A 15325-nucleotide genomic window follows, 5' to 3' on the forward strand; every position below is an offset into this window, starting at 1 on the left:
GCCACATCGTGGCCCGTTTCATTAATCCCCCCGCATCTTGCGTGCTATAGTGCCTCTTTTCGCTGATACGAGGTTCACGATGACTACGCCTGATGCCGTTGTTGTACTCTGTACCGCGCCGGATGAAGCGACCGCCCAGGATTTAGCGGCCAAAGTGCTGGCAGAAAAACTGGCCGCCTGCGCCACTCTCCTGCCGGGCGCGACCTCCCTCTACTACTGGGAAGGCAAGCTGGAGCAGGAGTATGAAGTGCAGATGCTGCTCAAAACCGACCGCGCCCATCAGCAGGCGCTGCTGGAGTGCCTGAAGTCCCATCACCCGTATCAAACCCCCGAATTACTGGTTTTGCCCGTCACTCACGGAGACACTGATTACCTCTCATGGCTCAACGCATCATTACGCTGATTCTGCTGCTATGCAGTACATCGGCATTCGCCGGGCTCTTTGATACTCCCGGCCGCTCAAATTTTGTGCCTGCTGACCAGGCTTTTGCCTTTGATTTTCAGCAGAGCCAGCACGAGATAAACCTGACCTGGCAAATCAAGGAGGGTTACTATCTCTACCGCAAACAGATCAAGCTCAGCGCCGCTGACGCCGCTTTCCTTGAGCCATCGCTGCCGTCCGGCGAATGGCACGACGATGAGTTTTACGGCAAAAGTGAGATTTATCGCCAGCAGCTAACCGTGCCGGTTACGCTCACCCAGGCCGCCAAAGGGGCCACGCTGACCGTGACCTGGCAGGGCTGCGCCGACGCCGGTTTTTGCTATCCGCCGGAAAGCAAAGTGGTGCCGCTCAGCGCGGCGCTGGCGCTCTCCGGCAACGAACCGGCTCCCGCTCGCCCGGCCCTTCCCGGCGTCGGAGAGCCGAAGCTTAACCCGCCCCTCCCGGTAGAACCGCGTCCGGCGCTGGCGCTCACGGAGCCGCCGTCGGTTGAAACGGCCGAGCCTTCTGCGCCAGGCCAATCCGTCGCCAGGAGCGATAGCGGCCAGCTTCCGTTTTCCGCCCTCTGGGCGCTATTGATTGGTATCGGTATCGCGTTTACACCCTGCGTCCTGCCGATGTATCCGCTGATCTCTGGTATTGTGCTGGGTGGTGAACGCCGGCTTTCCACCGCCCGCGCTCTGCTGCTGGCGTTTATCTATGTCCAGGGGATGGCGCTAACCTATACCGCGCTGGGTATGGTGGTTGCCGCAGCGGGCCTGCAGTTCCAGGCGGCGCTGCAGCATCCATACGTACTGATCGGCCTGTCGGCGGTCTTTATTCTGCTGGCGCTGTCGATGTTTGGCCTGTTTACCCTGCAGCTGCCGTCATCGTTGCAGACGCGTTTGACGCTGATGAGCAACGCCCGACGGGGCGGTTCAGCCGGCGGCGTGTTTGCCATGGGCGCCATCGCCGGGCTTATCTGCTCGCCCTGTACGACGGCGCCGCTGAGCGCGATTCTGCTGTACATCGCGCAAAGCGGTAACCTGTGGCTGGGCGGCGGCACGCTATATCTCTACGCGCTCGGCATGGGGCTGCCGCTGATTCTGGTCACCGTGTTTGGCAACCGTCTGCTGCCGAAGAGCGGCCCGTGGATGGCCCATGTGAAGACCGCGTTCGGTTTTGTCATCCTGGCGCTGCCGGTCTTTTTACTGGAGCGTATTGTGGGTGAGCTATGGGGGCTGCGCCTGTGGTCGCTGCTGGCGGTGGCCTTCTTTAGCTGGGCATTTATCACCTCCCTCGGCGCCACGCGTCCGTGGCAGCGCATCATGCAGATCGTGTTGCTGGCTGCCGCGCTGGTGAGCGTTCGCCCGCTGCAGGACTGGGCGTTCGGCGCGCCGGCGGCGGCGGCGCAGCAGGCGCACCTGGAGTTTACCCGCGTCAGCACCGTCGATGAGCTCGACCGGGCGCTGGCGCAGGCTAAAGGCCGGCCGGTCATGCTCGATTTGTACGCTGACTGGTGCGTTGCCTGCAAAGAGTTCGAAAAATACACCTTTAGCACACCGGAAGTGCAACAGGCCCTGAAAGATACCGTTCTGTTGCAGGTAGATGTGACGAAGAACAGCGCGCAGGACGTAGCCCTGCTGAAGCATCTGCGGGTGCTCGGCCTGCCGACGATCCTGTTCTTTAATGCGCAGGGAGAGGAACGGCCCGCGCAGCGCGTAACCGGCTTTATGGATGCCGCGGCATTCAGCGCCCATTTGCGCGATCGGCAACCGTGAACGACACTTTAGGAGGTAAAATGGAGGAGAAAATCGTGCAACGTGAAGATGTTCTGGGTGAGGCCATACAAATTCTTGAAATCGAAGGTATTGCTAACACCACGCTGGAGATGGTCGCCGAGCGCGTTGCTTATCCGATCGATGACCTCAAGCGTTTCTGGCCAGACCGCGAAGCGCTCCTGTATGACGCCCTCCGCTATCTCAGCCATCAGGTTGATGCATGGCGTCGCCAGCTGCTGCTGGACGAGACGCTAACGGCGGAGCAGAAGCTGCTGGCGCGCTATGCGGCGCTGACCCGCTGCGTGAGCAATCACCGCTATCCCGGCTGTCTGTTTATTGCTGCCTGCACCTTTTATCCGGATGCCCAGCATCCGATTCATCAGCTGGCTGAACAGCAGAAGCAGGCTTCGCTCGCCTATACGCACGAGCTGCTGACCCAGCTGGAAGTGGACGATCCGGCGATGGTCGCCAAACAGATGGAGCTTATCATCGAAGGCTGTCTGAGCCGCCTGCTGGTGAAGCGCAGCCAGGCCGACGTCGACACCGCCCAGCGCCTGGCGGAAGACATCCTGCGCTTTGCCCAATGTCGAATGGGCGGCGCGCTAACCTGATTCCGATATCTTAACCCATCCTTCGCGCATATAATTTCCCTCTCACCGATATGTTGACAGGGTTTTATATGCGTTCTCTCCTTTGGGTTGCCATCATCGGGCTATGTCCGATATCGCTGCTGGCGGCTCCCGTACAGGGTTTTTCTTTCGCATATAAAGACTGGGAAGTGGCCTGTGATAATACCGGCACCTGCCGGGCCGCGGGTTACGGCATCAACGTCGGTGAGGTCAGCGTCCTGCTGACCCGCGGCGCAGGCCCGGATCAGCGCGTAACCGGCCAGGTGACTTTTGCCCAGACCGATCGTGACATCCCCCCTGACGCCACCGTTCGTCTGCTGATCGACAATCAGGATCGCGGTACGCTGGATGCCAAAGACGACAGCCATTTCCGTTTCGACAGCACGCAAACGGCCGCGCTGATTCAGGCCCTGGAACACGACGGTCACATCGAGATTTCGCTCAACGGAGAGCGCAAGTCGCTCTCGAGCGCGGGCAGCAGCGCGGTGTTTCTCAAGATCGACGAATTTCAGCAGCGCCAGGGTACTGCGGATGCGCTGCTGCGCAAAGGGGATGCCGACGATAGCAATACGTTGAACGCGCTGCCCGCCCCGGAGATTATCGCCGCCCCCACGCTCGCCAACGCGCAGCCGGAACCGCTGACCGCCAAACAGCGTCAGCGCTTCCTCCCGGAGCTGATCCCGCTGCTGAATAGCCGCTGTGACGACTGGCAAAACAAAGATATTCCCGCGCAGGAGCGGCAAATCACCGCCACCGTTCTCGATAAAAGTCACTGGCTTCTCCAGGCGCTGTGCTGGCGAGCCGCCTATAACGACGGTTACGCCATGTGGGTGGTGGATAGCGCGTCGCAGGCTAAACCTCAGCCGATCTCCACCGATGCCTCCAGCTATGCCGATGGCGTCATCGCGTTCTTCAGCAAAGGCCGCGGTATCGCCGACTGCGTGAGCGGAGAGGAGCGGGTCTGGAACGGCAAAGCGTTTGTCCAGAGCCTGAAATATACCACCGGCATGTGTCGTGAAATCACGCCCGGCGGGACCTGGATGCTGCCAACCTTCGTCAGCCAGGTGCGTCCTAAGCAGCAGAAAGACGCCGATAATAGCGCGCTCAAAGCGCTGTATAGCGCCGTGCTGAAAGAGCAAAAGGCCAATCCGGAGCTGGAGCTAAATAAAATCGCCGAGCAGTTCCCGCTCACCGGGCACGTCACCAACTTTACGTTGACCTACGCCGACGATACCTTAGTGTCAACAAACAAGCCTTCCGCCGATATTAGCGACGATGAATGGCAGGCGTTTCTTCATTCTGATATCAGCGCTGACTCGGAAAACGGCAAGGTTAGCTTCACGCTTATCGACCTCGATAACGACGGCAGGCGCGATTTAATTATCGACAGCTACGTCGGCGGAACCGGCTTATTCAGCTATACCGGGGTCTTAAAACGCGGTGATGACACCTTCGATAGCGTCAACGGCAGCGATAGCGATGACGACGATGATTTTGACGCCGGCGTGCCCGGCGCGCTGTACTCCCTCAACGGGCGCGGTGCCAACCAGTGGAGTCGGTGGGTCAGAATTAACGGCCAGGTATATGCGCTTTGGTACAACGGCCAGTTTGGCGAGGATAATCTGTATCTGCTGCGTCCGTTCAGCCCGACGGACAGGACCCCTGCGGTGACGATTCGCTACCGCTATACGCTGGATACCATCAGCTCGCCGGAGAAAAACCAGCCGTTAACGCCGGCGCTGAATGCCAGGGATAAGGCGGATTTACTTAAGTCGCTGGAGATCATGCAGGGCAGCCTGCTGAAGGATAAACCGCAAACCGATAGCGACGCGCCGATTTGCCCCATTCCTCCCGGCACCTCCTCCGACGACGCGGATAACTACTACAGCGGCATCCCCTCAAACTATATCTATGAAACGGTGGCCTATATTCCCGTCTGGCTGAATGATAAGTGCTTCATAGGCACGATTTTTAGCCACCACGGAACCTACCGCCACGGCGTCGATGCGGAGATTACCATCAGCTCTCCGCGCGAAGATGAAGAGGTGATCGGCGACTATACCCTTTCCGGCTTACGCCACGTCATCTCTGCGGTTAGCGGCTGGAAAATCCGTCAGGGCGACAACGGTATGATGTGAATTATGGCCAAAACGCGGCTTCCGATGCAAAACTGCCGTAAAGTTAAGCAATCGGCAGGAAAATCAAGAAATGTGGTTGACGCGCGAAGTGTATTACGGTTTAATTCGCCCCGTTGCCCGGATAGCTCAGTCGGTAGAGCAGGGGATTGAAAATCCCCGTGTCCTTGGTTCGATTCCGAGTCCGGGCACCACTATTCAGAGAACCCAGCCTATGGCTGGGTTTTTGCATTTCTGCGGCCGGACTCTCCATCGAACTGCGTTCGATTATTCGCCGCCAGCGGCTCACCCCTTCGGGGCCGGCGCGACAGGCGCGCCGTTCAACGCCTTCAGCGTTAGTCCGAGCCGGGCTCCACTATTCAGAGAACCCAGCCTATGGCTGGGTTTTTGCTTTTCTGCAGCCGGACTCTCCATCGAACTACGTTCGATTATTCGCCGCCAGCGGCTCACCCCTGCGGGGCCGGCGCGGCAGGCGCGCCGTTCAACGCCTTCGGCGTTAGTCCGAGCCGGGCTCCACTATTCAGAGAACCCAGCCTATGGCTGGGTTTTTGCGTTTCTGCGACCGGACTCTCCATCGAACTACGTTCGATTATTCGCCGCCAGCGGCTCACCCCTTCGGGGCCGGCGCGACAGGCGCGCCGTTCAACGCCTTCGGCGTTAGTCCGAGCCGGGCTCCACTATTCAGAGAACCCAGCCTATGGCTGGGTTTTTGCATTTCTGCGGCCGGACTCTCCATCGAACTACGAAGGATTTCGTCTGCGCCAGCACTTCCACTCCGGCACGATGGTTAACCCCGTGACAGTAATGCCAGCCCTGCATCAGCCCCGTTGCCACACAGGAGATCCACAACCTGCGGCGACGGGAGTGATAAAGCCACTGGCCGTTTTCACTTGCCAGGTTAGGCTCTAAAAACAGAACGTCACGAAACCCGTTGTGTTTTATCCAGTGACTGGAACATCGCATTTTTAGCGCAGGGGTATTTCCCATAAACGTCCGAGTCGTGAAAGCTTGTCCGGGTTGCGTACAATAAATATCTGCGCAAGATGGCCATCGATATCAAGAGCAAAACTGACTGCCGCTGCGATATGGTTTTGGTCAAAGAGCAAAACGCCTTGCAGGCCGTTGATGCGCGCGGGTCGCCATTCATAGGTTCGCCAAAACGCAGACAGTTTACCGCCGATGAACTCAAGAACGTCGATTTTGCCGATAATCGGTGTCAGATTGGCGGAAACTTTGCCGCCGCCATCAGCTCTGAGCGCAATATCTTCTGACAGCAGAGCAGAAAGCGGTTTGATATTCCCGGTTTCCACCGCGGCTTTGAAAGAGGCAAGCAACGCTTCCTGCCGTTCCTCTGGAATAACGCTACATACCTGCGGGTGGCCAACCTTTTCCCGCGCACGTGACACCAGTTTACGACAGGTTGCCTCTTCTGCGTCCAGAGTTATGGCAAGATCTGCATAGGGGAAGTCAAAGATATCATGAAGCAAATACGCCGCGCGTTCGCGGGGCGTAAGCCTTTCGAGCAGTAGCATAAAGGCCATTGATAGCGATGATGAAAGGTCCAGCATTTGCTGCTCGGATGTTTCAACGGCCATTGTCTGAAGAGGTTCCGGAAGCCAAACGCCGATATAGTCAGTGCGAGCCTGCTGCGCGCCGCGCAGCAGATCAAGGCAGCGACGAGTACAGACCGTAGTCAGCCAGGCAGCTGGATTCAGGATGGGCGGGCGATCCACATGCAGCCACTTAATAAAGGTGTCTTGCACAGCATCTTCCGCATCGGCCAAAGAGCCTAAAATGCGATAGGCGAGGCCGTTCAGAAACGGCCTTCTGGATTCGAACAGATCTGCGTACTTTTCGTCTTACATATTAATGGCCGGAAATATGGATTCTATTCCAAAGATTTATCATAGTGATATTGGCGGTCAGCGCACTAATTTCCTCCTCAGAAAAGTGCTCACGCAACTCCGCGCGCAGAGGGCCATAATCGGTGTGACGTTCAAGCCGCGTTAGCGCCTCCGTCCAGGCTAACGCCGCCCGTTCGCGAGGCGTGAAATCATCGACATGCCTCCATACTATCAAGCTGTCCAGACGAGCATCGGTTTCACCGTCCTCGCGTGCCTCTTTAGTATGCATTTTGACACAGTAGCCACAGCCGTTGATTTGCGAAGCACACAACGAGATGGTAGATCTTACGTTCCAGACCGTGCGAGTCGATACCGCCATGCACTTTCAGCAGGGCGGAGAAAACATTGGCAATAGTTTGCGAGTGATTTACCGGGGCGGTATTCATTAAAGGTGTCGACATTTCAATTCCTCATTTATGTAGTTAGCACATAAAGATGACGAATGAGAGAGGTGAGTTGTGACCGTCCGGACAATAAAATTTATTAGCTCAGACCTGATCTGACAGTTACCGATTATTTATACAGGTGCCTTTTCCAGCTCTCAGGAATGAAATCCCGTGAAGCTGACGGGGAATCTTTCGTAGCTTCTTACAATACATCTCACGGATAGTATCGAGGACGTCATTAAGAGGTAAGGCGGCCGGAGTGCCCCTCAGTTACAGGGCCGAACCGGCAGCAACTGGCCAGTATCCTGCAGCAGCTGGCATCCACAATGTGATATCCAGCGCGTGGCCGTTCAGAAGTCAGAAGGTCATGTAAAACCACATCCATACATTGATAAGGAACGGTGCGGATTTAATAAAACGACCGTGGCGGTCGCTAACAAAAACGCGAGAATAATCTGGTCGATGCTGAAAAATGAGACCGAGTATCAGGCAGTGGGAAGTTACTACCCGGCCAGAAAAGTTGCAGCGTACTGAGAAATGGCGACAGGTTGCACCTGCACAATCGGAACCTGATTTTTATACTGGCCTTTGAGGCCGTCCAGTTGTTGAAGCGATTGCGTACGGATTACCCATTTGGGCACAGATTTTCCTGATGCCGGATAGATGTAAGTAACAACCCAAAACCAGATTCAGTACTTGCAAAACAGAAGTAGTCCATGGATGTAAAATGTTGTCTCGGAAATCCCCATCTTTCTGCAGACTTCCCCGACGCGGGTGCCGGTTTCAGCGCAAATGCAATCTGTTCTTCGGTATAGCGGATCTTTTTCATGGCAATAAGCCTCTCTGTGAGCAGGAATAAAGACCGGACACTTCAGTTTAGACTGGCACTGTTTTCAGGGAGGAGATCAAGTCCGAAAATGACTCTGAGGTGGCTGTTAAACCCGTGGCGATTCAAAAGAATCGCCGATATAAGTGAGAATAATTATCGTTTCCTCTTGTTCGTTATATCTCTTTGGTCTGATAATACTTCACCATCGTTTCCTGATTTCCTGTGACGAACATGACCAATCATCACGCCGCCACGCCGTCGGCGCAATCATTCTTAGTTGAAGACTTCTTAGATTTTGGCGAACGTTATGGAATCGACTATCGTTTTCCGGCGCTTTCGTCGCGCTACAGTAGCGATAAAGATCGGCGCATTGTCGTACGGGGGAGCGTTGAAGAGATGCTGCTGCCATCCGGCATTCGGCTCACCCATTCCCACGTGCAGGTTATGCAGCCGTATGAATCCACTTCGCTGCGTAGTTCACCGATGTACACGCTAATTATTCTGGAGGGCTGCTTACGCATTCGTCTGGGAGAACGGTATTTTATCGTGCGTCCGGGGATGGCGCTAACCACCCGATTAGGCGAGCAATGGGTGATGAATGTCAGTCATCTGGCGGATACGCAGTTGAAGACGATAGTGCTGGGATTCTCTCCTGAGACCCTGCAGCTATTGCCGGCAATGACTGAGCTGCTATTCGAATGGGGGCAGATGAAATGTCCTTGTTATCTGTGGTCTGTGCCGGAGTACTTACTGGCCGGCATCCATGCCGCTCTGGCGTCCAACTCCCCGCTCATAACACGCCAGTTAATGTTGAACGGAGTGGCGATGCAGGTTCTGGGGCATGCAATGACGGCGGAATGTCCGGTATCGCCCCTGTTCTCTCCCGGCGAGTGGGGACGGCTTGAAAGCGTACGCCAGCGACTGGAACAGCAGCCACAACAGGAGCATACGCTGTGTGAGCTGGCGCGCAACGCGGCAATGAGCCCCAGCAGTCTGAGCGCCAAGTTTCGTCAGGCGTATGGCGACTCGGTGTTCGATTACCTACGTGACTGTAGACTGGCGCTGGCGTATCACCATCTGCAACAGGGTTACAGCGTCCAGCAGGCGGCCTGGATGTCCGGCTATCAACACGCCACGAATTTTGCCACTGCTTTTCGCCGCCGCTACGGTATCGCACCAAGCGCGGTACGCAATAGTTAACCCTCTTTTGTTGTTGCTCATACATAACTCATCGCCGCGCATAGCCTGAAAACGGCACGATGCAGTGATAATGACGTTTCCTGCGCTTTAAATAATGAGGATTTGATAATGGGGATCGCCTTTACGCTGAAACGTTCTGTTTTTTTGTGTGGTCTGGCAGCCACAGTTCCCTCCTGCGGCTTTGCCGAAGATAGCATGACGGTTATTGGCTCTGCAGTGGACTCTGCGGATGCACCAACCAGCGGCTACACGGTTACCAGCAGTAAAGGAGCGACCAAAACAGACAAACCGTTGATCACCACCGGGCAGTCGATTTCAGTCATTACCCGTCAACAGATGGAAGATCAAGGCGCTTTAACTGTCAATGAAGCGCTGAACTACACCGCCGGAGCTTTCACCAACTTTGCCGGCGCGGCAACGCGCTATGACACGGTGTCTCTGCGAGGGTTCCACGGTAGCGACGTTGACAACGTTTTCCTCGATGGTCTGCGGCTGATGAGTGATGCCGGTAGTTATAACGTGTTACAAGTCGACCCCTGGTTCCTGGAACGTATTGACGTGATTAAAGGGCCGTCCTCCGCACTGTATGGCCAGACTGTCCCTGGAGGTCTGGTGATGGAGACCTCAAAAAATCCGCTGTTCACAGAACAGGGTCATATACGCCTGCTTGGCGGCAGCAATAACACCAAAGGGGCCGCTTTTGATTACACCAACGCGATTAACGATCAGCTGGCGTTTCGCCTGACTGGCCTGACGCGTTCCAGCGATACACAGTACCAGCACACGCGTGAAGAAAAATACGCCATTTCTCCGTCGCTGCTCTGGCAACCCGGTGAAGATACCTCGCTACTACTGCGAGCCTATCTGGAAAAAGCGCCTTCCGGGGGTTACCACAGCGCTGTACCGGGCGAAGGCAGCATTACCGAACATAACGGCTATAAACTGAGTAATGGTTTCTATGATGGCGACAGTAGCCTCGATCAGTTTAAACGCCGCCAGCAGATCTATAGTCTGGCGTTTGCGCATCGCTTCAACGAAACCTGGGCGTTCCGCACTAATGCCAGTTATTCCCACTCTAATGTCGATCTCGATCAGGTGTATCAGATAGGCTGGGACTCCAGCAATTCGGACTTGTTGAATCGCTACTATTCCGGCTCGCGGTCATCCCTGGACGCCTGGGCGATCGATAACCAGTTGGAAGCGGACTTCAACACCGGTGATCTCCAGCATAAAGTCGTGCTCGGCGCGGAATACCATCAGTACAAAAACGATCTCAGAGACGCGAGTGGCTACGCTAATCAGTTGAACGCCCGTACAGGGGAAGCCGTAGGAGCCCGTTATAATTACGACTTCTATGGCAGTCAGCGGCGTTACTATCAGACGGGGATATATCTGCAGGATGAGGCGGTGTGGAACCGTTGGCATTTGGATCTTTCTGGCCGCTATGACCGCATTGTGTCGCAGACGGATACCTACTCAACCGGTGTAAAACACCGCCGTCAGGACGACAATGTCGGCGGCCGAGCTTCATTGCTTTATGCTTTCGACCACGGTATTTCACCTTACGTCAGCTATAGTCAGGCTATTACGCCACAGTCGCTGTCCGGGCAGGACGGCAGTATCCTGAAACCCACCACCGCAGAGCAGTATGAAGTCGGGGTGAAATACCAGCCGGTCGGTACCAGGGATCTCTACAGCATTGCGATATACGATCTGACCCAGAAAGACGTGGGGAATCGCATCGTACGTGAGGCTTACTACGAGCCGGTAGGGAAAGTGCATTCGCAAGGGATCGAGCTGGAAGCGCATAACCAGCTGACGTCGAATTTGAGCATCATCGCCAGTTATACCTTAAGCCGGGTGCGCTTTAAGGACGCGGTTGACGGCAACGATGGCCACACACCGTACCTGTCCCCCAACTCTATGGCTTCCGCCTGGGGGCGCTACCAGTTTGATTACGGTTTGTCCGCGGGCGCAGGCGTGCGCTACATCGGTAAACAGTGGGCTGATAACGAAAACAGTACCCGTTTAGCGTCTGTCACGCTGATGGATGCTTCCGTACGCGCGGATCTCGGAGCCTGGAACAGCAGTCTGAAAGGAGCCTGGCTACAGGTGAACGCTAATAACTTGACCGATCGTAAATATGTGGCCGCCTGCTACGGTACCGGCTATTGCTACTGGGGAGCGGAACGCGCCATCGTTGCCACCGTGGGTTACGATTTCTGATCTTTAGCGCCTTGAGCCCTTCGATAACCAGGGTATCCATACCTGTAGCTGGAAGGGTCGTTAAGCAGCAAACTGTAACGGTGTGACTGCTCCTCGCTGTTTATGGCGGGAAGCAGTCGCTGTTCAGATATCTTCGCAACTCATCAATAAATGTTCGAACACGCGCTGGTAGATGTCTGCGGCTGGGATATATGACATGGACGGCGAGCTCTGCCGCACTTATTCCCGGCAAAACTTCTACCAGCTTGCCTTCGCTCAGTCCCCGTTTCACAACAAAGGGGGGGCAAGAGTCCGATCCCATTCCTTACGTCGCTGCGGCCCGGATGGGGGGGAATTCACCAGCGGGGAGTACATGCAGATGACCGCCGCTCAAAACGTGGCGATGAGTTACGGGCGTTAACCCCCCGATGTGGGCTGATATTTATCGTAGCCCGGAGGTAGGACATTTCGGCGTTGAGAGCCGCCTCAACGCCGATTTTCTTCAGGAGGAGAGCGAACTGGCTGAGATCTTCAGGGATTTTGAGATTTTTGGCCAGTTCGTTAGCCAGAGCCTGCAACTGTTTTTTTGTCCATAACACAACCTGTTTTTGATGGTGGATTGAACCTATCAAAATCAGGCAATGACACAATCTTATGTACAGGCTCACAAGGCCGGCTTTTCCACGCTATTTCAGTTCCCCCAGTCCGAAACCTCAGACGGTAAAAACTCAGTTACTGACAGGGATCACCGCGCCTTTATACTTAGTGCGGATCCAATCCTGAATCTCTTTTGAGTGCAGCACGGCCACCAGTGCCTTAATATCCGGCTTATTCTCATCACCGCGGTGCACGGTAATAATATTAGCATACGGGTTATTCTCACCGCTCTCTACCGCGATAGGATCTTTAACTGGGTTAAGGCCCGCATCAATCGCATAGTTGGCGTTAATCACCACCGCATCGCCTTCATCATTGTTATACATCTGCGGCAGCAACGCGCCCTCAACGTTAGGCAGGAACTTCAGGTGCTTCGGGTTTTCAACGATGTCGGTAATGCGCGCATCGATCTTGCTCACGCCTGGCTTCAGCTTAATCACGCCCTCTTTCTCAAAGATAGACAGAATCCGCCCCTCTTCCGCCACCGCATCACGCATAATCACTTTGCCGTTCTCCGGCAGGTCTTTCAGTGACTTAAACTTCCTGGAATAGATACCGATTGGCTCGATATGAATTGCGCCCGCGCTGACAAAATCATAGGTCTTATCGCCCGCGTGATCTTTCAGTACGCTGTTCAGATACGGAATATGCTGGAAATAGTTAGCATCTATATCATGGCTCGCCAACGCAGTGTTCGGCAGGATGTAATCCTGGAACGGTTTGATCTCCAGATCGATACCCTGCTTCGCCAGAATTGGCTTCGCTTGCTCCAGAATTTCAGCGTGCGGTACGTTGGATGCGCCAACGGTCAACGTGTCCGCCCATGCGCTGAGGCTCATGGCACCCAGGGTTGCTGCAGCCAGCAGCGTCAGTGTTTTTTTCATTTAGATTTTCCTAAAAGTTAACGTTTATCGAGCCATGTGGTCAGAACATCACCTAAAAACTGGATGACAAAAACAATCACCAGAATCATTACCGTCGCTACCAGAGTTACATCACCGTGGTTACGTTGAAAACCCTCAAGATATGCCAGATTACCCAGGCCACCTGCGCCAATGACGCCTGCCATCGCGCTGTAGCTCACCAGAGCAATCAGCGTCACGGTAATACCGGAAACCAGGGCGGGCGAAGACTCCGGCAACAGCACGCGGAAAATCAGCGTACTCAACCGCGCGCCCATTGAGCGCGACGCTTCAATCACGCCTTTATCCACTTCGCGCAGGCCAATCTCCACCAGACGGGCATAGAACGGTGCCGCACCTACAATCAGCGCGGGCAGCGCTGCGTTTGCGCCGAGAATGGTGCCAATCAGCGTTTTGGTAAACGGGATCAGCAAAACGATCAAAATAATGAAAGGAATGGAGCGGAACACATTTACCAGAATGGAAATCACGCCGTAGATGGCGCGGTTCTGGAACAGGCCACCGCGCGCAGTCAGAAACAGCGCCAGTCCAAACAGGATGCCAAGCACAAAGGTCGCCAACCCGGAAAGTGCAGTCATATACAGCGTTTCACCGGTGGCTGCCCACAGCTGGTCAACTTTCAAATGTGGGAACAGAGACTCAAACATGTTTTACCACCTCGGTTGAAATTTCATGGGCGTGCAGATCGGCCAGAATGCTTTCCAGCTGCGTGCCAGAGGCAGGAACCTGCAGCCACAGCTCACCAAAGGTGCCGTTGGCAGTTTGCATCATCTTTCCGTGCAAAATATTAAATGGCAGGGCGTACTTCAGTATCAACTCACCGACGATCGGCTGCTGAGTGTTCTGCCCAACGAAGGTCAGTTTCAGCACAGATCCCGCCCTAGCATCCACCAGGTCAGCATTAAACGGAGTATCGGCGCTGCTGTATACGGCGGTCTGTTTCACGAACTGGCGGGTGATTGGCTGCTGCGGGTGGGTAAAGACTGACAATACCTCGCCCTCTTCCACAATGCGGCCCGCTTCCATCACCGCCACGCGATGACAGATTTTGCGTACCACATGCATCTCGTGAGTGATCAGCACAATGGTCAGCTTCAACTTGCGGTTGATATCCAGCAGCAGATCGAGGATCGCGTCGGTAGTCTGAGGGTCAAGCGCCGAGGTAGCCTCATCGCACAGCAGTACATCCGGGCTGTTGGCCAGCGCACGGGCAATCCCCACTCGCTGCTTCTGACCGCCGCTCAACTGGGAGGGATAAGCACGTTCTTTACCGCTCAGGCCGACCAGCTCAATTAGCTCCCGCACCCGGCGCTGGATCATCGCCTTTGGTGCCCCGGCAATTTGCAACGAGAAGGCGATGTTTTCACTGACGGTACGCGACCAAAGCAAATTAAAATGCTGGAACACCATGCTGATTTTCAGCCGTGCCCGGCGCAGCACTTCGCCGCTGGCCTGAGCAATATCCTGGCCGCTAATCATCACACAGCCGGAAGTGGGTTTTTCCAGGCCGTTCAACAGGCGAATTAGGGTACTTTTCCCCGCACCGCTGTAGCCGATAATCCCGTAAATCTGGCCCTGTTCAACCTGCATACTGACGTTGTCAACGGCGGTAACCTGACCGGAACGGACATTAAATATTTTAGAAACGTTGCGTAAAACTATCATCCATCTCCAGCCTGTTTTCTGCCGTCACATCAGCAAATATATTGATTAATTAAACTGATTATTATATGTGAATTATTGATAGAACTAATTCCCAAATGATATTAAGCAGGAAGGAAACTATTGGAAATGACTGAAATGATATGAATTATATCTATAAAGAATATAAACGTAGCTATTGAACCTCTGGCGTTCTGAAAACAGGGGATTTTGGGACAGGGCTGCAACGAAATGATTGCACCACTGGACGGTGGCGCTGAATGTGGTATCAGACCGGCATTTGCACTTCTATGAACTCCTATTTTTTTGATTCAACAGGCTGGCGTAAAAAGTCTTTCCGATCGACAACTGGAATAACCCTCAGATGTTAACTGACAGCAAGATCCGCTCAGCAAAACCTCTCGTAAAATTATACAAACTCCCCGACTCACAAGGCTTCAGTACCTACCAGCGGCACTAAGCTATAGTATTTCCGCTATAGCCTCAGGGATAAAGAACGCCGTCTGGGCTTTGGCCTCGACCCTCAAACCATGCTGGCAGAAACCCACGCAGATAAAACTCTCAGCTGCCTGAAACGCCTATCTGGAGTACTTATT

At 54.7% G+C, this 15325-nt stretch carries 12 protein-coding genes, 1 tRNA gene and 2 pseudogenes; 7 read left to right on the forward strand and 8 right to left on the reverse strand.

What is annotated here, in order from left to right:
* Positions 1–79: 79 nt before the first annotated feature.
* The 5 genes from cutA (at position 80) to QFI97_RS02985 (ending at position 5157) form a co-directional block, all read left to right on the forward strand.
* Positions 80–403, forward strand: a complete 324-nt coding sequence (gene cutA / locus QFI97_RS02965) for a divalent cation tolerance protein CutA (protein ID WP_041143683.1) — start codon at positions 80–82, stop codon at positions 401–403.
* Positions 379–2199: a protein-disulfide reductase DsbD gene (locus QFI97_RS02970; protein ID WP_346430557.1), complete on the forward strand. Its 1821-nt coding sequence runs from the start codon at positions 379–381 to the stop codon at positions 2197–2199. The genes cutA and QFI97_RS02970 overlap by 25 nt, the downstream gene beginning before the upstream one ends.
* 35 nt (positions 2200–2234) lie before the next feature.
* A complete protein-coding gene (locus QFI97_RS02975; protein ID WP_095104556.1) occupies positions 2235–2810 on the forward strand; it encodes a transcriptional regulator in 576 nt (191 codons plus the stop codon).
* Positions 2811–2878: 68 nt separating this feature from the next.
* Positions 2879–4966: a DUF1176 domain-containing protein gene (locus QFI97_RS02980; RefSeq protein WP_346430558.1), complete on the forward strand. Its 2088-nt coding sequence runs from the start codon at positions 2879–2881 to the stop codon at positions 4964–4966.
* A 115-nt stretch (positions 4967–5081) separates the two neighbouring features.
* A tRNA-Phe gene (locus tag QFI97_RS02985) sits at positions 5082–5157 on the forward strand.
* Positions 5158–5928: 771 nt separating this feature from the next.
* Here QFI97_RS02985 and sigJ read toward each other — a convergent pair.
* From sigJ to QFI97_RS03000, 3 genes and pseudogenes are all read right to left on the reverse strand, one after another.
* Entirely contained in the window at positions 5929–6804 is an 876-nt protein-coding gene (gene sigJ, locus QFI97_RS02990) for an RNA polymerase sigma factor SigJ (RefSeq protein ID WP_346430597.1), read from the reverse strand.
* A gap of 25 nt (positions 6805–6829) precedes the next feature.
* The gene (locus QFI97_RS02995; protein WP_346430559.1) at positions 6830–7096 is read right to left on the reverse strand and encodes a carboxymuconolactone decarboxylase family protein; all 267 of its coding nucleotides are present in this window, start codon (positions 7094–7096) and stop codon (positions 6830–6832) included.
* Positions 7097–7975: 879 nt separating this feature from the next.
* Positions 7976–8082 (reverse strand): annotated as a pseudogene (locus QFI97_RS03000) (transposase); the annotation flags it as partial.
* 231 nt (positions 8083–8313) lie between these two features.
* Here QFI97_RS03000 and QFI97_RS03005 point away from each other — a divergent pair.
* Positions 8314–9282 carry a helix-turn-helix transcriptional regulator gene (locus tag QFI97_RS03005; protein WP_095104462.1) on the forward strand — a complete coding sequence of 323 codons (969 nt, stop codon included), beginning with the start codon at positions 8314–8316 and terminating at the stop codon, positions 9280–9282.
* Between the two features lie 108 nt (positions 9283–9390).
* Positions 9391–11508 (forward strand): TonB-dependent siderophore receptor, encoded by a 2118-nt coding sequence (locus QFI97_RS03010; RefSeq protein WP_095104463.1) that lies wholly within the window; start codon positions 9391–9393, stop codon positions 11506–11508.
* A gap of 100 nt (positions 11509–11608) precedes the next feature.
* On the opposite strand, the gene QFI97_RS23430 is transcribed toward QFI97_RS03010, so the two are convergent.
* The 5 genes and pseudogenes from QFI97_RS23430 to QFI97_RS03030 all read right to left on the reverse strand — a co-directional run bounded on the left by QFI97_RS23430 (position 11609) and on the right by QFI97_RS03030 (position 14732).
* On the reverse strand, positions 11609–11809 hold the full coding sequence (locus QFI97_RS23430) for a LysR substrate-binding domain-containing protein (protein ID WP_095104465.1): 201 nt from the start codon (positions 11807–11809) through the stop codon (positions 11609–11611).
* An 85-nt stretch (positions 11810–11894) separates the two neighbouring features.
* Positions 11895–12086 (reverse strand): annotated as a pseudogene (locus QFI97_RS03015) (hypothetical protein); the annotation flags it as partial.
* Positions 12087–12215: 129 nt separating this feature from the next.
* Positions 12216–13028, reverse strand: a complete 813-nt coding sequence (locus tag QFI97_RS03020; protein ID WP_095104466.1) for a MetQ/NlpA family ABC transporter substrate-binding protein — start codon at positions 13026–13028, stop codon at positions 12216–12218.
* A 17-nt stretch (positions 13029–13045) separates the two neighbouring features.
* Entirely contained in the window at positions 13046–13714 is a 669-nt protein-coding gene (locus tag QFI97_RS03025; protein WP_045856968.1) for a methionine ABC transporter permease, read from the reverse strand.
* Positions 13707–14732 carry a methionine ABC transporter ATP-binding protein gene (locus QFI97_RS03030; protein ID WP_346430560.1) on the reverse strand — a complete coding sequence of 342 codons (1026 nt, stop codon included), beginning with the start codon at positions 14730–14732 and terminating at the stop codon, positions 13707–13709. Before QFI97_RS03030 ends, QFI97_RS03025 begins: the two co-directional genes overlap by 8 nt.
* Between the last annotated feature and the right edge of the window lie 593 nt (positions 14733–15325).

The sequence above is a fragment of the Klebsiella scottii genome, assembly GCF_036561945.1.
Classification (GTDB): domain Bacteria; phylum Pseudomonadota; class Gammaproteobacteria; order Enterobacterales; family Enterobacteriaceae; genus Klebsiella; species Klebsiella scottii.